The 25,841-nt window shown below is 70.1% G+C and carries 24 protein-coding genes, 1 tRNA gene and 1 other RNA gene; 13 read left to right on the top strand and 13 right to left on the bottom strand.

Annotated elements, in window-relative coordinates:
- Positions 1 to 6: 6 nt before the first annotated feature.
- Both glnA and KE274_RS11750 read right to left on the bottom strand, forming a co-directional pair.
- Complete coding sequence (gene glnA / locus KE274_RS11755) at positions 7 to 1,344, bottom strand: type I glutamate--ammonia ligase (RefSeq protein WP_136030252.1); 1,338 nt, start codon at positions 1,342 to 1,344, stop codon at positions 7 to 9.
- 2 nt (positions 1,345 to 1,346) lie between these two features.
- Positions 1,347 to 1,589 carry an SPOR domain-containing protein gene (locus tag KE274_RS11750; RefSeq protein ID WP_211543974.1) on the bottom strand — a complete coding sequence of 81 codons (243 nt, stop codon included), beginning with the start codon at positions 1,587 to 1,589 and terminating at the stop codon, positions 1,347 to 1,349.
- An 81-nt stretch (positions 1,590 to 1,670) separates the two neighbouring features.
- Here KE274_RS11750 and ppgK point away from each other — a divergent pair, with 81 nt between their 5' ends.
- On the top strand, positions 1,671 to 2,417 hold the full coding sequence (gene ppgK / locus KE274_RS11745) for a polyphosphate--glucose phosphotransferase (RefSeq protein ID WP_211543972.1): 747 nt from the start codon (positions 1,671 to 1,673) through the stop codon (positions 2,415 to 2,417).
- Between the two features lie 58 nt (positions 2,418 to 2,475).
- Here the strand turns inward: ppgK and rnpB are convergent.
- The 4 genes from rnpB to KE274_RS11725 form a co-directional block, all read right to left on the bottom strand.
- An RNA gene (gene rnpB, locus KE274_RS11740) (RNase P RNA component class A) lies at positions 2,476 to 2,842 on the bottom strand.
- 23 nt (positions 2,843 to 2,865) lie between these two features.
- Positions 2,866 to 4,569 (bottom strand): bifunctional 3'-5' exonuclease/DNA polymerase, encoded by a 1,704-nt coding sequence (locus KE274_RS11735; protein WP_211543970.1) that lies wholly within the window; start codon positions 4,567 to 4,569, stop codon positions 2,866 to 2,868.
- A gap of 22 nt (positions 4,570 to 4,591) precedes the next feature.
- Positions 4,592 to 5,326: a zinc ribbon domain-containing protein gene (locus KE274_RS11730; protein ID WP_211543968.1), complete on the bottom strand. Its 735-nt coding sequence runs from the start codon at positions 5,324 to 5,326 to the stop codon at positions 4,592 to 4,594.
- 39 nt (positions 5,327 to 5,365) lie between these two features.
- The gene (locus tag KE274_RS11725) at positions 5,366 to 5,770 is read right to left on the bottom strand and encodes a YchJ family protein (protein WP_211543966.1); all 405 of its coding nucleotides are present in this window, start codon (positions 5,768 to 5,770) and stop codon (positions 5,366 to 5,368) included.
- A gap of 91 nt (positions 5,771 to 5,861) precedes the next feature.
- Here KE274_RS11725 and KE274_RS11720 point away from each other — a divergent pair, with 91 nt between their 5' ends.
- Entirely contained in the window at positions 5,862 to 6,701 is an 840-nt protein-coding gene (locus KE274_RS11720) for an aldo/keto reductase (protein ID WP_211543963.1), read from the top strand.
- 8 nt (positions 6,702 to 6,709) lie between these two features.
- Here the strand turns inward: KE274_RS11720 and KE274_RS11715 are convergent, their stop codons facing one another.
- The gene (locus KE274_RS11715) at positions 6,710 to 7,546 is read right to left on the bottom strand and encodes a helix-turn-helix transcriptional regulator (RefSeq protein ID WP_211543961.1); all 837 of its coding nucleotides are present in this window, start codon (positions 7,544 to 7,546) and stop codon (positions 6,710 to 6,712) included.
- Between the two features lie 100 nt (positions 7,547 to 7,646).
- Here KE274_RS11715 and KE274_RS11710 point away from each other — a divergent pair, with 100 nt between their 5' ends.
- Positions 7,647 to 8,411 carry an SDR family oxidoreductase gene (locus tag KE274_RS11710; protein WP_211543959.1) on the top strand — a complete coding sequence of 255 codons (765 nt, stop codon included), beginning with the start codon at positions 7,647 to 7,649 and terminating at the stop codon, positions 8,409 to 8,411.
- Between the two features lie 41 nt (positions 8,412 to 8,452).
- Here the strand turns inward: KE274_RS11710 and KE274_RS11705 are convergent, their stop codons facing one another.
- From KE274_RS11705 to KE274_RS11695, 3 genes are all read right to left on the bottom strand, one after another.
- Positions 8,453 to 9,406: an L-lactate dehydrogenase gene (locus KE274_RS11705; protein ID WP_211543957.1), complete on the bottom strand. Its 954-nt coding sequence runs from the start codon at positions 9,404 to 9,406 to the stop codon at positions 8,453 to 8,455.
- 52 nt (positions 9,407 to 9,458) lie between these two features.
- Positions 9,459 to 10,346 carry a TIGR01777 family oxidoreductase gene (locus tag KE274_RS11700; protein ID WP_211543955.1) on the bottom strand — a complete coding sequence of 296 codons (888 nt, stop codon included), beginning with the start codon at positions 10,344 to 10,346 and terminating at the stop codon, positions 9,459 to 9,461.
- A 28-nt stretch (positions 10,347 to 10,374) separates the two neighbouring features.
- Positions 10,375 to 10,447 (bottom strand) — tRNA-Val (locus KE274_RS11695).
- Between the two features lie 153 nt (positions 10,448 to 10,600).
- Between KE274_RS11695 and aceE the strand changes: the two genes are divergently transcribed.
- The 6 genes from aceE (at position 10,601) to KE274_RS11665 (ending at position 18,230) form a co-directional block, all read left to right on the top strand.
- On the top strand, positions 10,601 to 13,327 hold the full coding sequence (aceE, locus tag KE274_RS11690; RefSeq protein ID WP_211543953.1) for a pyruvate dehydrogenase (acetyl-transferring), homodimeric type: 2,727 nt from the start codon (positions 10,601 to 10,603) through the stop codon (positions 13,325 to 13,327).
- A 31-nt stretch (positions 13,328 to 13,358) separates the two neighbouring features.
- Entirely contained in the window at positions 13,359 to 14,555 is a 1,197-nt protein-coding gene (locus tag KE274_RS11685; protein WP_211544927.1) for a PucR family transcriptional regulator, read from the top strand.
- Positions 14,556 to 14,660: 105 nt separating this feature from the next.
- A complete protein-coding gene (locus KE274_RS11680) occupies positions 14,661 to 15,581 on the top strand; it encodes an ACP S-malonyltransferase (protein ID WP_211543951.1) in 921 nt (306 codons plus the stop codon).
- Positions 15,578 to 16,579: a beta-ketoacyl-ACP synthase III gene (locus tag KE274_RS11675; RefSeq protein ID WP_211543949.1), complete on the top strand. Its 1,002-nt coding sequence runs from the start codon at positions 15,578 to 15,580 to the stop codon at positions 16,577 to 16,579. The genes KE274_RS11680 and KE274_RS11675 overlap by 4 nt, the downstream gene beginning before the upstream one ends.
- Before the next feature lie 69 nt (positions 16,580 to 16,648).
- Positions 16,649 to 16,897: an acyl carrier protein gene (locus KE274_RS11670; protein WP_017202249.1), complete on the top strand. Its 249-nt coding sequence runs from the start codon at positions 16,649 to 16,651 to the stop codon at positions 16,895 to 16,897.
- 94 nt (positions 16,898 to 16,991) lie between these two features.
- Positions 16,992 to 18,230, top strand: a complete 1,239-nt coding sequence (locus KE274_RS11665) for a beta-ketoacyl-[acyl-carrier-protein] synthase family protein (protein ID WP_211543947.1) — start codon at positions 16,992 to 16,994, stop codon at positions 18,228 to 18,230.
- A gap of 64 nt (positions 18,231 to 18,294) precedes the next feature.
- On the opposite strand, the gene yczE is transcribed toward KE274_RS11665, so the two are convergent.
- Entirely contained in the window at positions 18,295 to 18,957 is a 663-nt protein-coding gene (yczE, locus tag KE274_RS11660) for a membrane protein YczE (protein WP_211543945.1), read from the bottom strand.
- A gap of 95 nt (positions 18,958 to 19,052) precedes the next feature.
- On the opposite strand from yczE, the gene yczR reads away from it, so the two are divergent.
- Positions 19,053 to 20,456, top strand: a complete 1,404-nt coding sequence (gene yczR, locus KE274_RS11655; RefSeq protein ID WP_211543943.1) for a MocR-like transcription factor YczR — start codon at positions 19,053 to 19,055, stop codon at positions 20,454 to 20,456.
- A gap of 134 nt (positions 20,457 to 20,590) precedes the next feature.
- Here the strand turns inward: yczR and KE274_RS11650 are convergent, their stop codons facing one another.
- The gene (locus tag KE274_RS11650) at positions 20,591 to 21,094 is read right to left on the bottom strand and encodes a DUF3145 domain-containing protein (protein ID WP_211543941.1); all 504 of its coding nucleotides are present in this window, start codon (positions 21,092 to 21,094) and stop codon (positions 20,591 to 20,593) included.
- 171 nt (positions 21,095 to 21,265) lie between these two features.
- On the bottom strand, positions 21,266 to 22,039 hold the full coding sequence (locus KE274_RS11645) for a hypothetical protein (RefSeq protein WP_211543939.1): 774 nt from the start codon (positions 22,037 to 22,039) through the stop codon (positions 21,266 to 21,268).
- Between the two features lie 176 nt (positions 22,040 to 22,215).
- On the opposite strand from KE274_RS11645, the gene KE274_RS11640 reads away from it, so the two are divergent.
- Genes KE274_RS11640 through KE274_RS11630 form a run of 3 tightly spaced genes read left to right on the top strand, consistent with a single transcriptional unit; the run spans position 22,216 to position 25,794 of the window.
- Positions 22,216 to 24,219 carry a DUF262 domain-containing protein gene (locus tag KE274_RS11640; RefSeq protein ID WP_211543937.1) on the top strand — a complete coding sequence of 668 codons (2,004 nt, stop codon included), beginning with the start codon at positions 22,216 to 22,218 and terminating at the stop codon, positions 24,217 to 24,219.
- 1 nt (position 24,220) lies between these two features.
- Positions 24,221 to 25,471, top strand: a complete 1,251-nt coding sequence (locus tag KE274_RS11635) for an alpha/beta fold hydrolase (protein ID WP_211543935.1) — start codon at positions 24,221 to 24,223, stop codon at positions 25,469 to 25,471.
- Positions 25,472 to 25,509: 38 nt separating this feature from the next.
- A complete protein-coding gene (locus KE274_RS11630) occupies positions 25,510 to 25,794 on the top strand; it encodes a hypothetical protein (protein ID WP_211543933.1) in 285 nt (94 codons plus the stop codon).
- The last annotated feature ends 47 nt before the right edge of the window (positions 25,795 to 25,841 follow it).

Raw genomic sequence — 25,841 nt, 5'->3', positions numbered from 1 at the left:
CGCGCCTCAGAGCAGCTCGAGGTTGTTCTTCAGCTCGAGCGGCGTGACCTGACCCCGGTACGCCTCCCACTCCTTGCGCTTGTTGAGCAGCACATAGTTGAACACCTGCTCGCCCAGCGTCTCGGCGACGAGTTCCGACTCCTCCATGTACTCCAGCGCATGGTCGAGGCTCGCCGGAAGTGCGGAGTAGCCCAGCGCCCGACGCTCGGCGTCGCTCAGCGCCCACACGTTGTCCTCGGCCTCGGGCGGAAGCTCGTAGCCCTCCTCGATGCCCTTCAGACCCGCCGCGAGCATGAGCGCATACGCCAGGTACGGGTTGGCCGCGGAGTCGAGCGCACGGTACTCCACGCGCGAGGACTGCCCCTTGTTCGGCTTGTACATCGGCACGCGGACCAGAGCCGAGCGGTTGTTGTGACCCCACGTGATGAAGCTCGGGGCCTCGTCACCGCCCCACAGGCGCTTGTACGAGTTGACGAACTGGTTCGTCACGGCGGAGATCTCGTTCGCGTGCCGCAGCAGACCCGCGATGAAGTGTCGTCCCGTCTTCGACAGCTGATACTTCGCGCCCTCCTCGTAGAAGGCGTTCTGGTCGCCCTCGAACAGCGACATGTGCGTGTGCATGCCGCTGCCGGGCTGACCGCTGAGCGGCTTCGGCATGAAGGTGGCGTACACGCCCTGCTCGATCGCGACCTCTTTGATCACGGTGCGGAACGTCATGACGTTGTCGGCCGTGGTCAAGGCGTCGGCGTAGCGCAGATCGATCTCGTTCTGGCCGGGGCCGCCCTCGTGGTGGCTGAACTCCACGGAGATGCCGAGGTCTTCCAACATGCGCACCGAGCGACGGCGGAAGTCGTGGGCCGTGCCGCCCGGCACGTTGTCGAAGTAGCCGGCGGAGTCGACCGGCACCGGCCCCTCGGGACCGAACGACGAGGACTTGAGCAGATAGAACTCGATCTCCGGGTGCGTGTAGAAGGTGAACCCCGCATCGGCGGCCTTCGCGAGCGCGCGCTTGAGCACATGACGCGGGTCGGCCACCGCCGGCTGGCCGTCGGGCGTCGTCAGGTCGCAGAACATGCGGGCGGTGGGGTCGATCTCCCCGCGCCACGGCAGCGTCTGGAACGTGGTGGGGTCGGGCTGCGCCAGCAGATCGGACTCGTACGTCCGGGTGAGGCCCTCGATGGCCGAGCCGTCGAAGCCGATGCCCTCGGCGAACGCGCCCTCCACCTCGGCCGGCGCGATGGCCACCGACTTCAGCGTGCCGATCACGTCGGTGAACCACAGCCGCACGAACTTGACGCCGCGCTCCTCGATCGTGCGAAGAACGAAGTCCCTCTGCTTGTCCATGGCTACTCTGCGCCCTGGCCCTTCGCCTCGGAACCGAAACCGGTAGCGGGCTTCGCATCCCAGCCCTGCTCGGCGGCCTCCTCCTCGGCCCAGGCACGCGACCGCTCCTGCAGCACCTCGGGGGCACGACGCGCCTCGGCCTCCGTGTCGAAGGGACCGACACGGTCGATCGAGGGCGACAGCATGCCGAACTCGACCTCGCCCGTGGCGGAGTTGTACCAGTACTTGTGATCGCCGTCGGTCATGGCTGCCCCTTCTTCCCGCGAGTCGTTCGGGTGATGTCATCGATCCTACTGGCGTGCACAGCGGTCGCTAAGCTATCGGCCATGGCAAAAGCGATCGGCGTCGACATCGGCGGCACGGGCATCAAAGCGGGAATCGTCGACCTCGAACACGGCACCATGGCCTCGGATCGGGTGCGCGTGCCCACGCCGGCGGGCGCTTCGCCCGAAGATGTGCTCGTCGCCGTACAGACGGTGCTCAAGACCCTCGACGTCCACGAGTCGACGCTCCCTCTCGGCGTGGCTTTCCCCGCCATCGTCAAGCGGGGGAAGACGCTGTCCGCCGCAAACGTGTCGAAGGAATGGATCGACTTCGACGCCGAGCGGTTCTTCCGCGACGGCCTCGGCCGCAACATCGTGTTCGTGAACGACGCCGACGCGGCGGGTGTCGCCGAGGCTCGCCACGGCGCCGCTCGTGACGTGCTCGGGTTCACGCTCCTCACCACCCTCGGCACCGGCATCGGCTCGGCGTTCCTGTACGACGGCGTGCTGCTGCCGAACACCGAGCTCGGACATCTCAACTTCCGCGGCTTCGAGTCCGTGGAGACGTGGGCGGCCACCTCGGCGCGCGAGCGCGAAGGGCTGAGCTGGGCCGAGTGGGCGGAGCGCCTCCAGGCGTTCTACTCGCACATCGAGTTCATCTTCAGCCCCGACCTGTTCGTCGTGGGTGGTGGCGTCTCCAAGAACGCCGGCGACTTCCTCCCGCTGCTCGACCTCAAGACGCCGATCGTTCCGGCGATCCACCGCAACAACTCCGGCATCATCGGCGCCGCGTCGCTCGCCGGCGACTGACACGTCGCGCGATACGACGAAGGCCCCGCAGCTCGGCTGCGGGGCCTTTCTCGTGGGGCGAATGGGCCGACCTGTACGCCGGGTTCTGTTCCGGGGTTCTTCGCCCCTTCGACGGCCATCTCTCTCGGCGACACGTTGCCGTGGCGCTCCAGCGGTCTACCCGAGGACTCGGCGAGCCGCGTCATCATCCTCTGTCTGACCTTGCTCCGGGCGAGGTTTACCTGGCGGGCCGTGTCACCACGGCCCCCGGTGGTCTCTTACACCACCCTTTCACCCTTACCCGCGATCCGAGGATCACGGGCGGTCTGCTCTCTGTGGCACTTTCTCGCGGATCACTCCGGGTGGGTGTTACCCACCGCCCTGCCCTGTGGAGCCCGGACGTTCCTCGGTGCGGTTTCCCGCCACGCGACCGTCCAGTCGACCCATTCGCCCCTCCAGTCTACGGCGCTCACTTCTCGGCGGAGTCCGCGATGCGCAGGTCGAGCGGCACCTCGATCGGGAACGTGCCGAACAGCCGGGCCGTCGCGACCGCCGCCGCCTCCCTCACCGCTGCGGCCGCCTCCTCCGCGTGCTCGCGCGGCGTGTGCACGATGATCTCGTCGTGCAGGAAGAACGCCAGGTGCGGTTCCCGGGCGAACGGCCCGGATGCCTCCGCGGCGCCGAACACGGGCGGGAGCTGCTGCAAGCGGTGTCGGATCTCCGCGAGCCAGATGAGCGACCACTCGGCGGCCGTCCCCTGCACCACGAAGTTGCGCGTGAAGCGGCCCCAGTCGCGCGCCCTCCGACGCGCGAGCGCGATCACGGCCGGGTCGGCCTCCGCCGCGGTCGCGTCCGCCTGCAAACGCATCCACTCCGCCGAGGGCCGCGGCGACGAGCGCCCGAGCCACGTCGACACGATGCCGCCGTCCTCCCCCGCGCGCGCCGCCTCGTCCACCAGGGCCATGGCACGCGGGTACACGCGCCGAAGACGTGGCACCAGCCGACCGCTGTCGCCGCTGGTCGCGCCGTACATGGCGCCGAGCACGGCGTACTTGGCCTCCTCCCTCGTGCCGACGGCGCCCGATGCCACCACACCCGCGTAGAGATCTCCGCCCCGTGCAGCCTCCGCCATCGCCTCGTCCGCCGCCATCGCGGCGAGCATTCGCGGCTCGAGCTGTGCGACGTCGGCCACCACCAGCGTCCAGCCGGGATCGGCGCGCACGGCCGGTCGCAGGTTCCGGGGCAGCTGCAGCGCTCCGCCACCCGCCGAGGCCCAGCGTCCCGTGACCACACCGCCCGGGATGTACACCGGCCGGAAACGGCCATCGTGCACCCACTCCGCGAGCCACGCCCACCCGTTCGCGCTCAGCAGCCGGGACAGCTTCTTGTACGCCAGCAGCGGCTCGACGACGGGATGGTCGTGCGTCGACAGCTCCCACTTGCTCGTGGACTCGACCTGCACGCCGACGCGACGCAGCGCCCGCAGGAGCTTCGGCTGGCTGTCCAGGTGGAGCGTCGCATCGCCGAGCAGGGCCCGCACCTCGTCCGCACGCTCCACCATGCGACTCGGGAGTCCCCCCGCCACCGGCCGCGTGCCGAGGGTCTCGGTCAGGATCGCCTCGTGCACCGCGGTGTCCCACGGCAGTCCGGCCGCGCGCATCTCCTCCGCGATGAGCCCTCCCGCCGACTCCGCGGCACACAGCAGCGTGAGCCGGCCGTCCGTCGCCGCAGCGATCACGCGGCGCTGCGCGCGGTACTGCTCCAGCGCCGCCTCCACCGCGTCCTCGCCCGGCTCCTCCTCGAACACGTCGAACAGGGAGGGGGTCGTGTCGGCCGGCTCACGCGGCTCCCATGCGGCGGACGGCGGCAGCGGTGAGCTCACTGTCGCCGTGTCACGCAGGATCGCGTGACAGAGCACGAGGTCGTGACTGCGACCGATGCGAACACCCTCGCTCAGCAGCGGCGCATACGTCTCGGGCGCCGAGCGCAGGATCCACCGGGGCGGCTCCTGCTCGGCCTCGACCCGAGCGACCCAGGCGGCGAGCTCCGCGGTGGGCACGAGTGTGCGCTCCGACTCCCGGTCGTGCTCGTCCAGCTCGACCGCCGCGTACTCCCCCGCCGCGCGGGAGATCAGGGCGATGCGGCGCTCGCCTCCCGACGCCGGCACCGTCATGGTCGGTGCGCGCCGGGCGCGGTCATGAGAGCCCCGACTCCTCGGTCCGCACCAGGATGCAGCCGCACTCGGGGCACGAGACCACGGCGTCGTCCGGGGCGCGACGGATCTCGTTCAGGTCGGTGCCAGGCAGCATCATGCGGCAGCCCTCGCACGTGCCGCGCGTGAGGAGCGCGGCACCCGCACTGTTCTGCGCGCGACGATCGTATTCGGCGAGCAGCGGCGCAGGAATGGAGCCGGCGACGGCCTCACGGTCGCGCGCCAGCTGGGCGCCGAGCTCGGTGGCGGCTGCCACGTCGGCCTTCGCCTGCGCCGTCAGAGAGCTGCCCTCCGCCGTCGTGGTGTCCAGCAGCGCCTGCTGCGCCGCGACCGCCGCATCGGCCTCCTCGACTCGTCCCATGACGTCCAGCTCGGCATCCTCCAGGTCGCTCAGGCGCTTGGCCAGGCTCGCCAGCTCGTGCTCGAGCGCCTGAGCCTCCTTCGCGTTGGTCGCCGCGGCCAGGCGCGCCGTGTCGCGGTCGCGGCGCTGCTCGGCCAGCGTCACATCGGACTCCAGGCGGGCGAGCTCGGCGCGCGCGTCGTCCCGCGCGCCGGTGAGCACCGTGAGCTCGCGAAGCTGCTCCTGACGGATCGCGACGAGCTCGGAGATCCGCGCCGCCTGACTCGGCTGCGTGCGCGCGCGCTCCGCCTGCGCGATCCGGCGGTCGAGGTCGGCGATGTCGAGCAGGGTGCGCTGGTTCTCCGGGGTGGCGTTCACGCTTTCAAACCTAGTCGCTCGACCTCGCCGTCCGACCGCTCAGCCGACGAGCCCGTCGAGATACGACCAGCCGCCGTCGCCCCGCACGAACCTGCTCCGCTCACGCAGGGAACCACGCGCGCCGTCTTGACGCCAGAACGCCTCGAACTCCACGACGCCCTCGCGATCGAACGGACCGCCCGCGACGCGGTCGACGATCAGCAGACGGCGCCACTCCAGTCCCGGTTCGAACACGAGCGAGGACGGACGCGTCGACGGGTGCCAGGTGCGTAGCAGGTGCGCGGCGTCCTCCCGCACGAACGCCGTGTAGCGGGAGCGCATCAGCCGCTCCGCCGTCGGAGCGGGCGCACCAGCCAGGAGCGGGCCGCAGCACGCGGCGAAGGTGTCGCCCGAGCCACAGGGACAGCGAAGCGGGGCGCTCGGGGGCGCGGTGTCCTTGGTCATGTCTGCCAGCCTCTCGCACACGCGGACGACACAGCGGCCCGCCCCGCCGACGCACGCCCTACGCTGAGGGCACGCCACCGAAGGAGCACCGATGACCACCATTCCCACCGTCACCGCCCACAACGGCTTCGCCCTGCCCGCGATCGGCCTCGGTACCTACCGCCTGGACGGCGACGCCGGGGCCGATGCCGTGTCCGCCGCGATCGGCGCGGGGTACCGCCTGGTGGACACGGCGTTCAACTACGAGAACGAAGGGTCTGTCGGCCGGGGTGTCACCGCGGCCGGAGTCGACCGTGCCGAGATCATCGTCACGACCAAGCTCCCCGGACGGCACCACGCGAGCGTCAAGGCGCGGTCGAGCATCGAGGAGAGCCGCTCCCGCCTCGGCCTCGACGCGACCGACCTGCACCTCATCCACTGGCCCAACCCCAGCCAGGACGAATACGTGCAGGCGTGGGCGGCCCTGGTCGACGCGCAGAGCCGCGGCGTCGTGCGCCAGATCGGCGTGTCGAACTTCCTCCCGGCGCACCTGAAGCGGATCGAGCACGAGACCGGCGCGCGACCCGTGGTGAACCAGATCGAGGTGCACCCGTACTTCCCCCAGGAGGAGCAGCTCGCCTACCACCGCGCGCAGGGCATCATCACCGAGGCGTGGAGCCCGATCGGCCGCGCGCAGGCCGTGCTGGACGAGCCGGTGATCCGCGACGTCGCATCGGCCCACGGCATCACCCCGGCGCAGGCCGTGCTCGCGTGGCACGTCGCCCGGGGCACCGTGGCGATCCCGAAGGCGTCGACACCGGAGCACCAGGCCGCCAACCTCGCCGCGGCGGCAGTGACGCTCGACACCGCGGAGGTCGAGGCGATCACCGCGCTCGGCCGCCCGGACGGCCGGCTGTTCGACGCCGATCCCGCCACGCACGAGGAGTCCTGACCGGGCACTCACACCGTCTGAGTACCGAGCACCCGAAGGAACTCGAGCTTGCTCGCGGCCTCGCTCCCCGGCGTCGCCGTGAGCACGATCAGCGCCTGCGACTCGTCCTCCGTGAACAGCGCCTGGCAGTCCACCTCGATCTCGCCGAGCTCCGGGTGCACCATCACCTTGTGCTGCTCGAAGCGTCTGCTCACCTCGTGGGCCTCCCACAGGCGCACGAACTCCTCGCTGCGCTCCGACAGCGCGGCGACCATCTCGGTGGCACGCGCCCGGGCTCCGGGAACGGCATGGGCTGCACGGAGAGCCCCTGCCAGCGCGCGAGACTGCCGCGCGTGATCGACCTCCCGGTACCGCCGACGCTCGAGCTCGGGGTGAGCGAACCAGCGGTAGATGCCGCTGCGGTCCATGCCGGTCAGGCCGCTCGCGTCACCGATCAGCGCGCGCGAGGCGTCGTTTTGCACCAGGACCTCGTCGAGCACCGACACGACGAACGCCGGGGTGTCGTGCAGCCGGTCGAGCACGCGGAGGATCCCCGGTCGCACGAACTCGGTCGACCGCACCCGGTCGGGAGCGCTGTGCCCGCTCAGCCGGAACAGATAGTCGCGCTCGTCTTCGCTCAAGCGCAGCGCCCGGGCGAGCGAGGTGAGGATCTGCACGCTCGGCTGCGGCCCACGACGCTGCTCCAGGCGCGTGTAGTAGTCGGTGGACATCGTCGCCAGCTGCGCGACCTCCTCGCGCCGCAGCCCCGGGGTCCGACGCCGCGTGCCCGCCGGCAGCCCGACGTCCGCCGGTGTCAGCGTCTCCCGTCGGCGCAGGAGGAAGTCGGCCAGCGCGTCACGATCCATCTCTGCAGTATCCCGCCGTGCGGCCCGCCGAACCAGGGATCCCCGATCCCTGGACACACGCTCTCTGGAGCAGCCCGCACGACGGCGGAAGGCTCGATGCATGGACATCAGCGGAAACACCATCTTCATCCCCGGGGCGACCAGCGGCATCGGGCTCGCTCTCGCCCTGCGACTGCACGACCGCGGCAACACGGTCATCGTCGGGGGCCGCCGCGAGGACCGCCTCGACGCGATCGCTGCCGAACACCCCGGCATCCACACCGTGCGCATCGACACCGCAGACGCCGTCAGCGTCCAGGACGCCGCACGCACGGTCCTCGACCGGCATCCCGACCTCAACGTCGTCGTGACCATGGCGGGCATCATGCGCGCCGAGGACTGGACCACACCGGACGGATTCCTCGCCACCGCGGAGGAGACCGTGACCACGAACATCCTCGGCCCGATCCGGCTGATCGCTGCCTTCATCGAACACCTGCGCGCACAGCCCGCCGCGACGATCATGACGGTGTCCTCCGGCCTCGCCTTCGCGCCGCTGCGGGTGACCCCCACGTACAACGCCAGCAAAGCCGCGATCCACATGCTGAGCGAGTCGCTGCGACTGCAGCTCGCGGGCACGACGGTGTCGGTGGTGGAACTGGAACCGCCGGCCGTGCGCACCTCGCTGATGCCCGGCCACGAGGAGAACGAGTCCGCCATGCCCCTCGACGCGTTCATCGATGAGGTCGTGACGCTGATCGAGACGCAGCCCGCCGCGACCGAGATCCAGGTGGAGCGCGTGAAGTTCCTGCGCTACGGCGAGGCGAGGGGTGACTACGCCGAGGTCGTCGCCACCCTCAACCGCACCGACCCGCACGGCCGCTGACGGCGTGGGGAGGGCCGCGCTATCCCGGCCCTCCCCACGAGTCAGGCCGGAAGCGAGGCAGCCACCGCGGTGAGCGCGTCGGCCGACTGCCGCAGCAACTCCAGCTCGCGCTCCGAGAACGAGGTCGCCCGGATCGGGCTCGCCCCGGCGGCGCTCACGATCGACGGCACCGAGAGAGCGACGCCGTCCAGGCCGTGGAAGTCGCGCAGCACCGTGCTCACCGGCATGACCGCGTGCTCGTCGCGCAGGATCGCCTCGACGATGCGCGCACTCGACAGACCGATGGCGTAGTTGGTCGCGCCCTTGCCCTGGATCACCTTGTAGGCGGCGTCGCGCACGTCCACCGCGATCTCGTCGAGCTCCTCCAGCGTGAACCGTGGATGCCCCGGCGTCTCCCAGTCGAGGATCGGCACCGTGCCGATCGTGGCACGCGACCACAGCGGGAACTCCGTGTCGCCGTGCTCGCCGATGATGTGCGCGTGCACGCTCGCTGTCGAGACTCCGGCGCGCTCGGCCAGCTTCCAGCGCAGGCGCGACGTGTCGAGCACGGTGCCGGAGGCGAACACGCGCTCGGGCGGAAGGCCGGTCTCCTGCTGCGCGATCACGGTGAGCACGTCGCACGGGTTCGTCACGATCACGTACACCGCGTTCGGCGCCACCGCGAGCAGCTCCGGCATCATGCGGCGGATGATCCCGGCGTTGACACCCGCGAGCTCGGTGCGCGTCTGCCCCGGGTTCTGCTTGGCCCCCGCCGTGATGACGACGACGTGAGAGCCCTCGACGACCGAGAGGTCGCTGCCACCGATGATGTCGCTCGACCCGGTGAACTGCGTGCCGTGCGCGAGGTCGAGCACCTCCGCCTCGACCTTCGCGGTGGCGATGTCGTACAGGGCGACGTGTCGCGCCGAGCCGCGGATGAGGGCCGCGTAGGCGACGCTGGAGCCGACGCTCCCCGCGCCGACGACCGTGAGCTTCGAGTTCTCGATGATCTCCATGCGGCCATCCTGGCAGCGGGACGCGGCGTGCGGGAGGGCCGGCGCCGGGTATTCAGACCGCTGCGGCCACGGCATCCGCCGCGGTGGCATGGCGGAACGAGAAGGCCGAACGGTTCAGCGCCTCCGGACGTACGTCGGCGTCGGGCAGCAGCAGCGAGTCCGCCGCATCGCCGAGCGCCGCACGCAGTGCCCATCCCGGCGCGCGCAGCCAGTACGGGCGGTGCATCCGCGCGGCGAGGGCCCGGCCGATGTCGTTCATGGTGGCGGGCGTCGGCCCGGTCAGGTTCACGGGGCCCGTCAGACGCCGGTCGACGACGTGACGGATCGCCCGCACCTCGTCGTCGAGGGAGATCCACGGCCACGTCTGGGTGCCAGAGCCGAGCGGCCCGGCGACGCCGAGGCGCGTGAGCAGGAGCAGCGGGCGCAGCACGCCCCGTCGGTGGATGACCGGCGCCGTCCGCAGCAGCGCCACGGAGGTGAGATCTTCGACGCGTCGCGCCTCTGCCTCCCATCGCACACAGAGGTTCGCGAGGAATGTGCTCCCCGGAGCGGAGTCCTCGGTGAGGATCTCGCCCGGCGCTGTGCCGTAGTACCCCACGGCGGACGCGGACACCAGGGCGGGCGCGTCCGTGCCGAGAGCCCGCAGCGCGGTCGTGAGGGTACGCGTGGCGTCCAGGCGCGACTCCACCAGTTCGCGGCGGTAGCTCGGGGTCCACGGCAGCCGCCCCACGCTGGCGCCGCCGAGGGCCACCACCGCGTCGGCGCCGTCCAGCACGTCGTGGTTGAGCGAGCTGACCCCCGGCATCCACTGATGCTCGCCGTCTTCGCGGGGCGGACGCCGCACCAGGGTCTCTACCTGCACGCCGTCGCGTCGCAGGGATTCGGCCAGAGCGGAGCCGATCAGTCCGGATGCCCCGCTGATGACGATGCGTCGCGCCATGATCGCTCCCCCGGTCTCCTCGAGACGGTGGGCCCTGCCGGGATCGAACCGACGACATCCACGGTGTAAACGTGGCGCTCTACCAGCTGAGCTAAAGGCCCTGGTGCGTTCAGTCTATCCGGCGACCGATGCGCACCCGTGTCGTGGAAGAGGGATAGGCTGAGGTCGGCGCGCGTTGTGCACGGCCGACAAGGCTGCCCGTGTCGCTTCCCGTTTCCTTGGCATGACCTGCCAGCTTGACGAAAGGTTCCCCCGTGACCGTCCACGACCAGGATCCGTACTCTCAGGGCCCCCTCGACAGCGATCCGGAGGAGACCGGCGAGTGGCAGCAGTCGCTCGATGAGCTGGTGGATGCCAAGGGCCACGGCCGCGGCCGTGAGATCATGCTCAGCCTGCTCAAGCGCTCCAAGGAGCTGCACCTGAACGTGCCGATGGTCCCGACCACGGACTACATCAACACGATCGCCCCGGAGAACGAGCCGGAGTTCCCCGGTGACGAGGAGATCGAGCGCCGCTACCGTGCGTGGATCCGCTGGAACGCGGCCATCACGGTGCACCGCGCTCAGCGCCCCGGGATCGGCGTGGGCGGCCACATCTCGACGTACGCGTCCTCGGCCGCTCTCTACGAGGTCGGCTTCAACCACTTCTTCAAGGGTGCCGACCACCCCGGCGGCGCCGACCAGATCTTCATCCAGGGCCACGCCTCCCCCGGCACCTATGCCCGCTCGTTCCTCGAGGGTCGTCTGACCGAGGACCAGCTCGACGGTTTCCGTCAGGAGAAGTCGCACGCCCCGAACGGCATCCCCTCCTACCCGCACCCGCGGCTCATGCCCGAGTACTGGCAGTTCCCGACGGTGTCGATGGGCCTCGGCCCGATCAACGCGATCTACCAGGCGATGTCGAACAAGTACCTGGAGAACCGCGGCATCAAGGACACCTCGCAGTCGCACGTCTGGGCGTTCCTCGGAGACGGCGAGATGGACGAGGTCGAGAGCCGCGGCCAGCTGCAGGTCGCGGCGAACGAGGGCCTCGACAACCTCACGTTCGTCGTCAACTGCAACCTGCAGCGCCTCGACGGCCCGGTGCGTGGCAACGGCAAGATCGTCCAGGAGCTGGAGTCGTTCTTCCGCGGCGCCGGCTGGAACGTCATCAAGGTCATCTGGGGCCGCGAGTGGGACGACCTGCTCGCCCGCGACACCGACGGCGCACTGCTCAACCTCATGAACGTCACGCCCGACGGCGACTACCAGACCTACAAGGCGGAGTCCGGGGCCTACATCCGCGAGCACTTCTTCGGTCGCGATGAGCGCGCGGCCGCCCTCGTCAAGGACTACTCCGACGACGAGATCTGGAACCTCAAGCGCGGTGGCCACGACTACCGCAAGGTCTATGCCGCGTTCAAGGCGGCGACCGAGCACAAGGGCAAGCCGACCGTCATCCTCGCGAAGACCGTCAAGGGCTACGGGCTCGGCCCGCAGTTCGAGGGCCGCAACGCGACCCACCAGATGAAGAAGATGACGCTGGACAACCTCAAGACGTTCCGCGACGCGATGCACATCCCGATCACCGACGCGCAGCTCGAGGAGAACCCGTACCTGCCGCCGTACTACAACCCGGGACCGCAGGACGAGACGATCCAGTACATGCTGGAGCGCCGTCGCGCGCTCGGCGGCTTCCTCCCGGAGCGCCGTTCCACCCACGTGGGACTGTCGCTGCCGGAGGACAACGCCTACGCGCTGCCGAAGAAGGGCTCCGGCACCCAGGAGGTCGCCACCACCATGGCGTTCGTCCGTCTGCTGAAGGACCTGCTGCGCTCGAAGGAGTTCGGTCACCGCATCGTGCCGATCATCCCCGACGAGGCGCGCACGTTCGGTATGGACGCGTACTTCCCGACGGCGAAGATCTACAACCCGAACGGCCAGCACTACACGTCGGTCGACCGGGAGCTGCTGCTCGCCTACAAGGAGAGCCCTCAGGGTCAGATCGTCCACGTCGGCATCAACGAGGCGGGCGCCCTGGCGGCGTTCACCGCGGCGGGCACCTCCTACGCCACCCACGGCGAGCCGCTGATCCCGATCTACATCTTCTATTCGATGTTCGGTTTCCAGCGCACGGGCGACGCCCAGTGGGCTGCCGGAGACCAGATGGCGCGTGGCTTCATCATCGGCGCGACCGCCGGACGCACCACCCTCACGGGTGAGGGTCTCCAGCACGCTGACGGCCACTCGCACCTGCTGGCCGCCACCAACCCGGCCACCGTGTCCTACGACCCGGCGTACGGCTACGAGATCGCTCACATCGTGCGCGCCGGTCTGGAGCGCATGTACGGCGGGGAGCACGAAGACCCCAACGTCATGTACTACCTGACGGTCTACAACGAGCCGATGGTGCAGCCCGCCGAGCCGGAGGACGTCGACGTGGACGGCATCGTCCGCGGCATCCACCGTGTGTCGGTCGGCGCGGGCGAGGGCCCGCGCGCGCAGCTGTTCGCGTCGGGCGTCGGCCTGCCGTGGGCGCTGGAGGCGCAGGAGCTGCTCAAGAACGACTGGGGCGTGGTCGCCGACGTGTGGTCGGTCACCTCGTGGACCGAGCTGCGCCGCGACGGCCTCGCCGCCGACGAGCACAACTTCCTCCACCCCGAGCAGGAGCCGCGCACCGCGTACCTGACCCAGAAGCTCCAGGGCGTCGAGGGTCCGGTCGTCGCGGTGAGCGACTTCATGCACGCCGTCCAGGACCAGATCCGTCCGTGGGTTCCGAACCGCTTCGCCACGCTGGGTGCCGACGGCTTCGGCTTCTCCGACACGCGCGCTGCCGCCCGTCGCTTCTTCAAGATCGACGGCCCGTCGATCGTGGTGCGCACGCTGCAGTCGCTCGCCGAGGAGGGCACGGTCGACCGTTCACTTGCCGCGCAGGCCATCGAGAAGTACCGCCTGCACGACGTCAACGCAGGCACCAGCGGCAACGCAGGCGGCGAAAGCTGAGCCCTCGGTGACACCGTCGTCTGCCGCCGGCATGGACAAGGCCGCGACGCTCACCTGGCTACGCCGGATCTCCGGTGACATCGCCTCGGTGACGATCAAGCGGCTGGAGGACACTCTCCCCTGGTACGCCGACATGCCACCGGCCCGCCGTTCCGCGGTCGGGCTGGTGGCGCAGGCGGGGATCACGTCGTTCATCCAGTGGTACGACGACCCCACCTCCACGCCGTGGATCGCGGCCGACATCTTCGCCGCCGCGCCGCGTGAGCTGCTGCGCAGCGTGAGTCTGCAGCAGACGCTCCAGCTCATCCGCGTGACGGTGGAGGTGACGGAGGAGCGCGTCGCCGGCAAGGGCGAGCACCTCCGAGAAGCGATCCTGCTGTACTCGCGCGATGTCGCCTTCGCCGCGGCCGATGTGTACGCGCGCGCCGCGGAAGCCCGAGGCCTCTGGGATGCGCGGCTCGAGGCTCTCGTCGTCGACTCGATCCTCACGGGCGAGGCCGACGAGGAGCTGCCGAGTCGCATCGCCGCCCTCGGGTGGCACGGACACGGCGAGGTCGCGGTGCTGGTCGGCACCACTCCGCCGCAGTTCGATGTGGACCTGGTGCGTCGCACGGCGCGGAAGCTGTCGGTCGATGTGCTGATCGGCGTGCAGGGCTCGCGACTCGTCCTCGTCCTGGGCCGTGCGCGTGTCGCCGGTCAGGAGGGCGAGGAGGAGGAACTCGGGTTCCAGGAGATCGCCGCACGCCTGGAGCCGTCGTTCGGGCCGGGCTTCGTGGTGCTCGGTCCCGCGGTGGCCGCGCTCGTCGACGCGAGCCAGAGTGCCAGGGCCGCTCTCGCCGGATTCGCGGTCGCTCGCGCGTGGCGGAGCGCTCCGCGCCCGGTGGAGGCGGACGACCTGCTTCCCGAGCGCGCGCTGGCGGGCGACCCGCTGGCCAAGCAGACGCTGATCGAGCGCATCTTCCGCCCGCTGCAGGCGCATTCGACCGACCTGGTGACGACGCTGTGGAGCTACCTCGACAACGGCCGGTCCCTGGAGGCGACCGCGCGCGAGCTGTTCGTGCACCCGAACACTGTGCGCTACCGGCTCAAGCGCGTGAGCGAGGTCATCGGCTGGGACGCCACGGGTCCGCGCGAGGCGCTGATCCTGCAGACGGCGCTCATCCTCGGATCCATCGGCGCTGCGGACCAGGTGCGGCGCCGCCCACCCGCACGTCGCGTCCCGCGCTGACCTTCGACGACGCACGTCGACGGCTGTACGCCACACACAAGGGATCCTCGCAATCTTGTGATGGATCATCCACCGCTCGCCGGCAATCGTTGGCAGACTGGGTGGGTGATTGTCGTCGTCTGCCCTGGACAGGGCTCGCAGACCCCCGGATTCCTCACCCCCTGGCTTGAACTGGACGGTGTCGAGGAGCGCCTCGCCTCCTACTCCGAGGCGGCTCAGGTCGATCTCCGCACCCACGGCACGGAGTCCGACGCCGACACGATCCGCGACACGCGCATCGCGCAGCCGCTGATCGTGGCCGCGTCGTTGATCGCCGGCGACGCGCTCGTGCAGCGCTCCGGTCGCCGCGCGGACGGCATGGCGGGCCACTCGGTCGGCGAGGTGGCCGCGCTCGTGGGCACCGGCGTGATCGACGAGATCACCGGCATGCGTCTGGTGGGCATCCGCGGCCGTGCCATGGCCGATGCCGCAGCCCAGACGCCCACGGGGATGAGCGCGGTGCTCGGCGGCGACGAGGAAGCACTTCTCGCCCGCCTGGCGGAGCTCGGCCTCGCCCCCGCCAACTACAACGGCGGCGGCCAGATCGTCGTCGCCGGTCCGCTGCCCGCGCTGGCCGCGCTCGCGGACGAGCCGCTGAAGGGTACGCGGGTCGTGCCGCTCCAGGTCGCGGGAGCGTTCCACACGTCGTACATGGCCTCCGCGGTGACGGTCCTCCGTGACGCTGTGGCCGACGTGTCCCCCTCCGACCCCGAGCTCACGCTCTGGACCAACCGGGACGGCTCCGTGGTCACCGAGGGCGCCCAGGCGCTCTCGTACCTCGTCGACCAGGTGTCGTCGCCCGTGCGCTGGGACCTGTGCATGTCGTCGTTCGCCGAGGCGGGCGTCACCGGTGTCATCGAGCTCGCCCCGGCCGGCGCTCTCGTCGGGCTCGCAAAGCGCGGACTCCGCGGCGTGCCCACCGTCGCCGTCAAGACCCCCGAAGACCTCGATGCAGCGGTCGCGCTGCTGAACGGAGACGCCGCATGAGCGCCACGCTCGCCCAGCTCACCGGCCCCGCCTACACGCGCATCTACTCGTACGGTGCGGCGCGCGGCGAGAACGCCGTCCCGAACGACGACCTGGTCGGGCCGATCGACTCGAGCGACGAGTGGATCCGCCAGCGCACCGGCATCGTGACGCGGGTGCGCGCCGACAAGGAGACGGATGCGATCGACCTGGCGACGGCCGCAGCCGTCGAGGCGATCGAGAAGTCCGGAGTCCCCGCCGACCAGGTCGACCTCGTGATCGTCGCGACGATCAGCAACCCGAAGCAGACGCCGTCGGTCTCCGCGATCGTGGCCGACCGGGTGGGCGCGAACCCCGCGGCCGCCTACGACATCAACGCGGCGTGTGCCGGGTACGCCTACGCGGTGGCGCAGGCCGACGCCCTCATCAAGGCCGGCACGGCACGCCACGCGCTCGTGATCGGGACGGAGAAGCTGTCCGACGTCGTCGACCCGACCGATCGCAGCATCTCGTTCCTGCTGGGCGACGGCGCGGGCGCCGCACTGATCGGCCCCAGCAACACCCCGGGCATCTCGCCCGCCGTGTGGGGCTCCGACGGGTCCAAGGCCGACGCGGTGGGCATGAACGCGACGCTCACCCAGTTCCGCGACGGCGAGGTGCCGTGGCCGACCCTGCGCCAGGAGGGTCCGACGGTCTTCCGCTGGGCGGTCTGGGAGATGGTGAAGGTCGCCCGCGAGGCGCTGGAGAAGGCGGGCGTGACCGCCGACGATCTCGCGGCCTTCATCCCCCACCAGGCGAACATGCGCATCATCGACGAGTTCGCCAAGCAGCTCGGCCTGCCGGAGACCACGGCCATCGCCCGCGACATCGAGACGACCGGCAATACGTCGGCCGCCTCGATCCCCCTCGCGAGCCACCGTCTCCTGGAGGAGCACCCCGAGCTGTCGGGCGGGTTGGCACTGCAGATCGGCTTCGGCGCCGGTCTCGTGTTCGCCGCACAGGTCGTGGTCCTTCCCTGACTCCGCGCCCACCTTCCCTAGACTGTTCCACGGTTCCTAATACACCCCGTAAGAAAGAGGAAGACCACTATGGCTTTCACCAACGATGAGGTCCTCGCCGGCCTCGCAGAGCTCATCACCGACGAGACCGGCATCAACGCCTCCGAGGTCGCCCTGGAGAAGTCGTTCACCGACGACCTCGACATCGACTCGATCTCGATGATGACGATCGTCGTCAACGCCGAGGAGAAGTTCGGCGTGACCATCCCCGACGACGAGGTGAAGAACCTCAAGACCGTCGGCGACGCGGTCAACTTCATCGTCGCGGGCCAGGAGTAACCACGGCAGGATGCCACCCCCGCAACGGCGGGGCGTGGCATCCTCCGCTCTGCCCATCTCCCGCACGACTCCCGTCCGACAAGGAACCACCTTCATGACCAAGCGCATCGTCGTCACCGGCATCGGCGCCACGTCCGCCATCGGCGGGACGGCTCCGGAGAACTGGACCAACCTGCTCGCCGGAGTATCCGGCACCCGCACGATCGAGCACGACTGGGTGCAGGAGTACGAGCTCCCCGTCACCTTCGCCGCGTCGGCGATCGTTCGTCCCGAGGAAGTGCTCCCCCGCCACGAAGCCAAGCGCCTCGACCCGTCATCGCAGTTCGCGCTGATCGCGGCTCGTGAGGCCTGGGCCGACGCCGGCTCCCCCGAGGTGGCTCCCGAGCGTCTCGGCGTCGACTTCGCGACCGGCATCGGCGGCCTGTGGACCCTGCTCGACGCCTGGGACACGCTGCGCGAGAAGGGGCCCCGCCGCGTCATGCCGCTCACGGTCCCGATGCTGATGCCGAACGCTGCGGCGGGCAACCTGTCCCTGCAGTTCGAAGCTCGCGCCTATGCCCAGACCGTGGTCAGCGCCTGCGCGTCGAGCACCGAGTCCCTCATCCACGCGTTCCATCACCTCCAGGAGGGCCTTGCGGACGTGGTGATCGCCGGGGGTACCGAGTCGGCGATCCACCCGATCACGATGGCGGCGTTCGCCTCCGCCCAAGCTCTCTCCCGCCGCAACGACGACCCCGCCCACGCGTCGCGTCCCGGCGCGATCGACCGCGACGGCTTCGTCATGGGCGAGGGCGCTGCCGCACTCATCCTCGAGACCGAGGAGCACGCGAAGGCTCGCGGGGCGAAGATCTACGGCTACATCCTCGGCGGCGGTGTGACGGCCGACGCCTACCACATCACCGGCAACGACCCTGAGGGGAACGGTGCCGCCCGCGCGGTCACCCAGGCTCTCGAGGAGGCCGGGATCACCGCCGACCAGATCACGCACATCAATGCCCACGCCACCTCGACTCCGGTCGGCGACCCGAATGAGTACACGGCACTCAAGAAGGTCTTCGGCGACCGGATCGACGAGATTCCGGTGTCGGCGACCAAGGCGTCGACCGGCCACCTCCTAGGCGGCACGGGGGCGCTGGAGGCGATCTTCTCGATCCTCGCGCTGCGGGATCGGGTGGCTCCTCCCACGATCAACATGACCGAGCCCGACCCGGAGGTCCCGTTCCGCCTGTCGGGCGAGCCCACGCCGCTCGGCGACGGACCGCAGTACGCGATCAGCAACTCGTTCGGGTTCGGTGGTCACAACGCGGTGCTCGTGGTGGGCAGCGCAGACTGATCTCCGCACGGATAGGAAGAGGCCCCCGGGACACCCCGGGGGCCTCTTCGTCTGCCCGAGCCGCTCAGGGTGTCGCCACCGCCAGCCGCTGCGACCGCGCCCGGCGGCGGCGCTCGATGCGGGGCAGGAACACGCCGATGAGCGGACCGACGCCGAAGGCGAACAGCACCGTCCCGACACCCACCGGGCCGCCCAGGAGGAAGCCGATCAGGAGCACAGAGCCTTCGATGACGGTCCTGGCGAGCCAGACCGGCCATCCCGTGGTCCGAACGAGCCCGGTCATCAGCCCGTCTCGCGGCCCCGGACCGAACTCTGCCGCGATGTACAGCCCGGTAGCGAAGGCGAGCAGAACCAGGCCGAACACGAACATGGGCGCCCCGACCCACACGGTCGACGGGGCGGGCAGCACCAGCAGCGCGAGGTCGGCGCTGGGCCCGATCAGGAGTGCGTTGAGCACTGTGCCCAGGCCGAGGCGCTGTCGCAGAGGAATCCACAACAGCAGCACCACGATCGACACCAGTACCGTCACGGTGCCGTACCCGATGCCGCCCTTGCCTGCGACACCGAGGGCGAGCACGTCCCACGGCGCGACTCCGATGCCCCCGCGGACCATGAAGGCCAGCGCGACTCCGTAGAGCACGAGCCCGATCACGAGCTGGACCAGACGCTCCGCCAGATCACGACGGCTCGTGGCGCGGATGGGCAGGAGAACGGAGCGCAGCAGCATGACTCCATGGTGGAACGGCCACATCGTCGACCGGTGAGACCACTGGCGCAAAAGTGGCCTGCATTCCGCAGTCCACTTTGCGGCATGCTGGAGGCATGTCCTCACGACTCGTGGAACAGCTCGGCGCGCACAGCGTGGCCGGTGTGTCCGCCAGTGGCATGGCCGATCAGATCAAGGCGCTCATACTCGACGGGCGGCTCACGGTGGGCGAACGGCTGCCGAGCGAGCGAGCGCTCGCTGTCGAGCTGCGCCGCTCCCGTTCGACCGTCACGCGCGCGTACGGGCTCTTGGAGGCGGACGGCTACGTCACCCGTCGACACGGCGGCAGCACCCGCGTCGCTCTCCCCCACGGCAGCGCGCTGCCCGGTGAGCACAGCGACGACGACGCGATCGACCTCGCGATCGCCTCCATGGACTCGACCCCCGGCCTCTACGACGCCACGGTCCGCTCGCTCCCGCGCCTGGCTTCCCTGCGCGGCACGAGCGGCTACTCGCTCCAGGGTCTTCCCGAACTCAGGGAACTGATCGCGCAACGCTTCACGGAGCGCGGAGCCGACACCTCTGCGGACGAGATCATCGTGACCTCGGGCGCCCTGAATGCCGTGAACCTGATCCTCACCGCCATCGGGCGACGTGGCGAACGCGCCCTCGTCGAACAGCCGACCTTCCCGCACGCCCTGGAGGCCCTCCACCGGCACGGCTACCGCCTCGTGCCCACCCCGGTGGACGCCGAGGGCTGGGACACCCGCCACGTCACGGAGACCCTGCTGAGCGCCCGCCCGCACGTCGCGTACCTCATCCCCGACTTCCACAACCCCACGGGCGCCACTCTTCCTCAGGAGGATCGGTCGCGCATCGCCGCCACCGCGCGCCACGTGGGCACTTCGCTGATCGTCGACGAGACCACCGCCGAGCTCGACATCGACCGCGGCTGGGCGCCGGTCCCTCTCGCCGCGGGCGGGCCGCACGTGATCACCGTCGGCTCCATGTCGAAGATCGCGTGGGGCGGGATGCGCATCGGCTGGATCCGCGCCGAGCGCTCCGTGGTCGCCCGTCTGCTCGCCGTCCGGCCCTCGTTCGAGCTGGGCACCGCGCTGCTGGAGCAGTGCATCGCCGTGGAGCTCCTGCGCGACGTCCCCGCGCTGACCAGCCACGTGCGCCGACGCCTGACCGCCGGACGCGCCGCCGTCGCCGCCGGCCTGGCGGATCTCCCCGGCGTTCGCATGCCTGCCACACCGGGCGGGCTCTCGGCCTGGATCGATCTCGGCGCTCCGGTGTCGACCGCGCTGTCGCTCTCCGCGCGCGAGCGGGGGCTGATCCTCCCGCCCGGCCCGCGCTTCACCACCGGTGGCGTGCTGGAGCGCCGTCTCCGCATCCCCATCACCCTGCCGCCGGAGAGGACCACGGAGGCGATGAGCCGCCTCGCCGTGGCCTGGTGCGATCTCGTGGGCGGGAGCCGGCAACCCGCCGACGACCTGCGCCACGCCGCCGTCATCTGACGACGAAGACCCCGTCGCGGCGATCGGCGGCGGGGTCTTCGTCGGGCGGGGCGGGGATACGTCTTCTCAGCGTCCGGGATGACTCACCGGAATCCGATACTCACGCCTCCCACGCCCCCGGTCTGCGGGGCCGGTCAGCCGACCTTGTGGAGCCAGACGACGCGCGCGTCGTCACTGGCGTGGCGGAAGGGCTCGAGTTCCTCATCCCACGCGGAGCCAAGCGCGATGTCGAGCTCGCGCTGCAGCTCGACAACGTTGCCGGCGGCGATCTCCATGGCGTAGCGGATGCGGTCCTCACCGATCACGATGTTGCCCGCGGCGTCGGTCTGCGCGTAGTGGATTCCGAGATCGGGGGTGTGCAGCCAACGGCCGCCGTCGCTGCGGGGCGTGGGATCCTCCGTCACCTCGAAACGCAGGTGCTCCCAGCCACGGATCGCGGTCGCGAGCGCGGCGCCGGTGCCGACCGGACCGTCCCAGTAGAACTCGGCGCGGCGGGCACCGTCGAGGACCGGCTGCTCCGTCCAGTCGAAGTTCACCGCACGCCCGATAGCGCGACCGACCGCCCATTCCAGGTGCGGGCAGAGCGCGCGAGGCGCCGAGTGGATGAACACCACTCCGCGTGCGTAAGCCGTCGCCATGATCTCTCCGTTTCATCAGGTGCGTCTTCCCCTACGACCTGAACCACGAAGTGGCGAGAGTATGCGGTTGTGCGCCCATTCTCGCCGAGTTCCGTGGAAATCACAAGCGTGTGATTCCACGACGAAGGCCCCGGTCGAACGACCGGGGCCTTCGCGTCCATCAGAGGAGGATCACGCCTCGCTCATGGCCTGCTTGACCTGCTGTCCCTTGGCGGCGTAGTACGCGGCGCGGGCGGCGTCCTTGCGGGCCTGCTCGGCGTAGCCGAACTCCAGCACGTCCTGCGGAACCTCGACGTTCGGGACGTCGTCGGTGCCGTGGTACTTCTCGATGTACGCGTCGAGCTCGGGGCCCGAGGTCCACGAGGTGATCAGGCAGTAGCGCGGATCGGTGCCGTTGTGGGTCGCGGCGTGCCACAGACGCTGCGTGTCCACGATCAGCTGCGCTCCTGCGGGCAGGGCAATGCGGTACTCGATGCTCGGGTCGGTGCGGTTCTCACGCAGGACGAAGTAGCTGTCCTTGTCGTCGGTCAGGTTGAAGAACCCGCGGACGACCCAGCCGGTGCCGTCGGGGTTGAGGCGGTTGTTGTCGTCCTGGTGCAGGTTGTACAGGCAGTCGCCGTAGGGCGTGGGCTGCAGTTCGATGATGCGGCACCGCCCGACGTTGGCGCCCGGCTCCTGAGCGCGACGCGTCAGGTTCGGCGCCTTGGCGACCTGGGATTCGATCCACACGCCGTCCTTGTCGGTGCGCGGCGGCTTGTGGTTCCAGAAGCCGTTGCACTCGATGTCGCCGAAAGCGCTGGCGAGGGGCGCGAACCGGGTGTCGCCCGAGGACTTCCAGTCGTTGTACTCGACGTCCAGCCACTCCTTGGGGTCGGCCTCCTGGTCGTAGCTGTCGAGGACGACGAAGCCCTTCTCCTCCAGCGCTGCGGACTTGATGTATCCCATGATCGAGTCATGTTCCTTTCATCGGGGGCCAGCACGTTTTAACAGGCCCTGATAAGGCAAGCCTAACAGCGGGGCGCGCCGCTTCCCCGGAGGGCCGCCGTGCATAACCGAATAGACTGGGCAGGGCATCAGGCGCGTCCTCGATGCCCGTCGCTACGGGAGGATCAGACACCAGCATGAGCACCGCGACCAACGTCGAGGCGACAGCAGTCAACACGATCGAATGGCTCGCGGCGGGACGCACGACCATCGTCGTCCCCGTGTATCAGCGCCAGTACCGGTGGGACATCGGGGGCTGTGAACGGCTCCTCTCGGATGTCCGCACGGTCGCGGCGGAAGACGACGCACACCGTCACTTCCTCGGCTCGATCCTCTCCGCGGAGGACGGCACCGGCGAGGACGCCGACCTCATCCTGATCGACGGGCAGCAGCGGATCACGACGCTCATGCTCCTCGTCGCCGCACTGCATCACACCGTCCGCGACAGCGATCCGGCACTCGCTGCCGAACTCAACCGTGTGCTCGTGCGCGCCGACGATCCCGCACGCACGAAGCTGCGCCCGCACGACGCGTGGGCCGAGCTGTACGAGTCGGTCGTGCTCGAACGCCGCGACGACCTCGACCGCGAGTCCCGATTCGACGACAACTACGCCTTCTTCCGCAGCCAGATCCACGCCGACGAGGTCCCGGCGATCTGGCGCGGACTGCAGCGCCTGGAGCACGTCTCGATCACGCTCGGCTCGCGGGCCAACGCGCAGCAGATCTTCGAGAGCCTCAACTCCACCGGCGAACCGCTGCGAGACCACGAGCTGATCCACAACTACATCCTGATGGGTCTGAGTCACGCCGAGCAGGTCGAGGTGGAGACGCGCTACTGGCTGCCGATCGAGCAGCACACCGGCGAAGCGATCGGTGCGTTCTGGCGTCACTATCTCGTCATGGTCACGGGGCGGGAGGTCGCGGCGAACGGCGAGCACGGCGTCTACAGCGCCTTCCGCCAGTCCTTCCCGCGCGTCGACGCCGCGCACCTCCAGGCCGACGCCGAGAACTGGCGTCATTTCGCGGAGATCTACGGCATCCTGCTCGACCCGTCTCGGGAGTCCGACGAGGAGGTCGCGCGGCAGCTGCGGGCCGTGAACACCTTCGGGCGCGCCGCGTATCCACTGGTGCTGAGCGCATACAGCGACCACGCCCGCGGCCGTATCGATCGCGACGAGTTCCTGCAGACGCTCGAGTGGCTGCAGGCGATGTACCTGCGCCGCGCGCTGGTGAACCTCCCGACCGAGCGACTGGTCGCGCGACTCTGCCGCGCCCGCACCCACGGTCACGACGCCCTCGCCAGGGCCATCGCGCGCATCACGCCGTCGGACGAGCGCGTGAGCGCCGTCCTGAAGTACAGCGAGCTCCCGTACCCCGCCTACGTGCTCGGACGACTCGAAGGTGTCGACGACGCGGCCGGCTTCGACGTCGAGCACATCGTGCCCGCGGTCCCCGGTGACGCCTGGTCGGGTGATGGCATTCGTCCGTGGAGCGAGTACAGCGAGGACGAACAGAACAGCCACCGCGCCCTCGCCCCCACGCTGGGCAACCTCACCCTGCTCGAGCAGGGGCTGACGGAGCGCGTCTTCGGTGCGTCGTTCCCGGTCAAGCGCGACCAGGCCTACGCGCGCAGTGAGGTGCCGGCCACGCGCCAGCTCGCCGACGTTCCCGCCTGGGGCACCGCCGCGATCACCGCCCGCACCGTCGCGCTGACCGCGGAGCTGCTGCGGATCTGGGCGCGGCCCGCCCTGCCGGAGATCGACGACGACGGCCTCACCCCGATCCTCGACGCAGTTCGTCGGCGCGGCTGGCCGGCCGGGTGGGAGCGCGAGTTCGACTACGTGGAGTACCGCGGTGAGCGCTGGGAGGTGTACGACGTCAAGCACCTCTTCAACCGCGTGTTCCGCCGCGCCTGGACCGACACACGGGACGCGGCCGTCGCCTACTGCGCGGCACACGGCGGACCCATCTACGACGACCAGGCCTGGAAGGGCCAGTGGGACCGCCTCGACGACGCGCACTCGCTCTACATGGGCTGGGACTCGAACTACATGATGACCGCGGTGCAGGGCGTGCTGGAGGAGTCCGGCCTCGCCTCCGAGGTCTTCGTCAAGTACTCCTACATCGGAAACGTGATGTGACATGACCTCCACCGTCCGCCGCCGCCTGCTCGATCTCACCGTCGAGGAGCACACCGTGACCGTGCCGCTCGTCTGGGACGACCCCGCCGACCCGCGCACGATCGACGTGTTCGCCGCGGTGGTCTCGCGCGAGGGCGGGGAGCAGCTGCCCCACCTCGTGTTCCTGCAGGGCGGCCCTGGCCACGAGGCGCCGCGGCCGTTCCACTCCTCGACCGCCCCGGCCTGGCTGGAGCAGGCGCTCGCCCACTACCGCGTCGTGCTGCTCGACCAGCGGGGCACCGGCCGCTCGACCCCCGTCGGCGACGACGACCTCGCCCGCGGCGCCGAGGCCGTGGCGGAGCACCTCACCCACCTGCGCGCCGACGCGATCGTGCGCGACGCCGAGGCGATGCGTGAGCACCTGGGTGCCACGACGTGGAGCGTCCTCGGCCAGTCGTTCGGCGGATTCACCACGCTCGCCTATCTGTCGACCGAGGCCGGCTCCCTTCGCGACGTGTTCATCACGGGCGGCCTCAGCACCGTGGACCGGCACCCCGATGAGGTGTACGCGCTCTGCTACGACAAGATGCGCGCGGCCTCGGAGCGCTACTACCGCCGCTTCCCCGAGCACCGCGACACCATGCGCCGCCTGATCGACCTCGCCGACGAAGGCCGCCTCGTCCTGCCCGACGGCGAGATCGTCTCGCGCTCGCGCCTGCGTTCGGTCGGCTCCGCTCTCGGCACGGACGACGGCTGGCAGACGGTGTGGTCGCTGCTGGAGCGCGATCCCTCGTCGAACGCGTTCCGCTACGACTTGATGCACGCGATGCCGTTCGACGGCCGCAACCCGCTCTACTACGTGTTCCACGAGTCCAGCTACGCGAACGGCCACACGACCGGGTGGTCGGCCGAGCGCGTCGAGCCGACCGACTTCCGCGACGATCCCACGCTGTTCACGGGCGAACACATCCGCCGGGACTGGGCCGACACCGTGCCTGCGCTGCAGCCGTGGCGGGACGTGACCCTCGCCCTCGCCGAGCACGCGTGGCCCCAGATCTACGACCCCGCCGCGATCGCCGCCTCGGGCGCGACGGGGGCGGCGGCCGTCTACGTCGATGACGTGTACGTGCCGATGGAGTTCTCGCTCGAGACCGCACGTCTGCTTCCGGGCGTGACGCTGTGGGTCACGAGCGAACACGAGCACAACGGACTGCGGACGGGACCTGTGCTCTCGCGCCTGATCGACCTCGCCTCCGGGCGACGTCTGCGCTGACGCCCCACCGCGCGGACCCGAGCGCCTACCCTGGGGGTATGCGAGACGTGATGGCGTGGGCGACCGTCGCCCTGGTGCTGGTCACCGGCCCCGCCCTGCTCTTCGCGGGGATGCGGCACACGTTCTCCCGCAAGCCGGTCGAGGAGAAGTACGAGCACGCCGCGGGCGGCGGGCTCGTCGGGGCCTTCGACAGTGTCTGGTCGCCCTCCGCACACGAGGCGGGACAGGAGCGCGACCGCCAGACCCGGCGCACCGCCCCCGCGCCCTCCCCCGGCGATCCGCCCGACCGCATCCGAGGCACGAAGATCATCCTCGATCTCTGAGGCGATGCCCGAGCACGACGAAGGCCCCGCGTTCCGAGGAACGCGGG

Source organism: Microbacterium paraoxydans (genome assembly GCF_018224615.1).
In the GTDB taxonomy this organism is placed as follows: domain Bacteria; phylum Actinomycetota; class Actinomycetes; order Actinomycetales; family Microbacteriaceae; genus Microbacterium; species Microbacterium paraoxydans_B.
This window is presented reverse-complemented; position numbering and strand designations above follow the sequence as displayed.

What these genes read in the sequence shown, in the direction of transcription:
- glnA (WP_136030252.1), bottom strand. Translation starts at nt 1,344, where the DNA reads ATGGACAAGCAGAGGGACTTCGTTCTTCGCACGATCGAGGAGCGCGGC.
- KE274_RS11750 (WP_211543974.1), bottom strand. Translation starts at nt 1,589, where the DNA reads ATGACCGACGGCGATCACAAGTACTGGTACAACTCCGCCACGGGCGAG.
- ppgK (WP_211543972.1), top strand. Translation starts at nt 1,671, where the DNA reads ATGGCAAAAGCGATCGGCGTCGACATCGGCGGCACGGGCATCAAAGCG.
- KE274_RS11735 (WP_211543970.1), bottom strand. Translation starts at nt 4,569, where the DNA reads ATGACGGTGCCGGCGTCGGGAGGCGAGCGCCGCATCGCCCTGATCTCC.
- KE274_RS11725 (WP_211543966.1), bottom strand. Translation starts at nt 5,770, where the DNA reads ATGACCAAGGACACCGCGCCCCCGAGCGCCCCGCTTCGCTGTCCCTGT.
- KE274_RS11720 (WP_211543963.1), top strand. Translation starts at nt 5,862, where the DNA reads ATGACCACCATTCCCACCGTCACCGCCCACAACGGCTTCGCCCTGCCC.
- KE274_RS11715 (WP_211543961.1), bottom strand. Translation starts at nt 7,546, where the DNA reads ATGGATCGTGACGCGCTGGCCGACTTCCTCCTGCGCCGACGGGAGACG.
- KE274_RS11710 (WP_211543959.1), top strand. Translation starts at nt 7,647, where the DNA reads ATGGACATCAGCGGAAACACCATCTTCATCCCCGGGGCGACCAGCGGC.
- KE274_RS11705 (WP_211543957.1), bottom strand. Translation starts at nt 9,406, where the DNA reads ATGGAGATCATCGAGAACTCGAAGCTCACGGTCGTCGGCGCGGGGAGC.
- KE274_RS11700 (WP_211543955.1), bottom strand. Translation starts at nt 10,346, where the DNA reads ATGGCGCGACGCATCGTCATCAGCGGGGCATCCGGACTGATCGGCTCC.
- KE274_RS11685 (WP_211544927.1), top strand. Translation starts at nt 13,359, where the DNA reads ATGGACAAGGCCGCGACGCTCACCTGGCTACGCCGGATCTCCGGTGAC.
- KE274_RS11675 (WP_211543949.1), top strand. Translation starts at nt 15,578, where the DNA reads ATGAGCGCCACGCTCGCCCAGCTCACCGGCCCCGCCTACACGCGCATC.
- KE274_RS11670 (WP_017202249.1), top strand. Translation starts at nt 16,649, where the DNA reads ATGGCTTTCACCAACGATGAGGTCCTCGCCGGCCTCGCAGAGCTCATC.
- KE274_RS11665 (WP_211543947.1), top strand. Translation starts at nt 16,992, where the DNA reads ATGACCAAGCGCATCGTCGTCACCGGCATCGGCGCCACGTCCGCCATC.
- yczE (WP_211543945.1), bottom strand. Translation starts at nt 18,957, where the DNA reads ATGCTGCTGCGCTCCGTTCTCCTGCCCATCCGCGCCACGAGCCGTCGT.
- yczR (WP_211543943.1), top strand. Translation starts at nt 19,053, where the DNA reads ATGTCCTCACGACTCGTGGAACAGCTCGGCGCGCACAGCGTGGCCGGT.
- KE274_RS11650 (WP_211543941.1), bottom strand. Translation starts at nt 21,094, where the DNA reads ATGGCGACGGCTTACGCACGCGGAGTGGTGTTCATCCACTCGGCGCCT.
- KE274_RS11645 (WP_211543939.1), bottom strand. Translation starts at nt 22,039, where the DNA reads ATGGGATACATCAAGTCCGCAGCGCTGGAGGAGAAGGGCTTCGTCGTC.
- KE274_RS11640 (WP_211543937.1), top strand. Translation starts at nt 22,216, where the DNA reads ATGAGCACCGCGACCAACGTCGAGGCGACAGCAGTCAACACGATCGAA.
- KE274_RS11635 (WP_211543935.1), top strand. Translation starts at nt 24,221, where the DNA reads ATGACCTCCACCGTCCGCCGCCGCCTGCTCGATCTCACCGTCGAGGAG.
- KE274_RS11630 (WP_211543933.1), top strand. Translation starts at nt 25,510, where the DNA reads ATGCGAGACGTGATGGCGTGGGCGACCGTCGCCCTGGTGCTGGTCACC.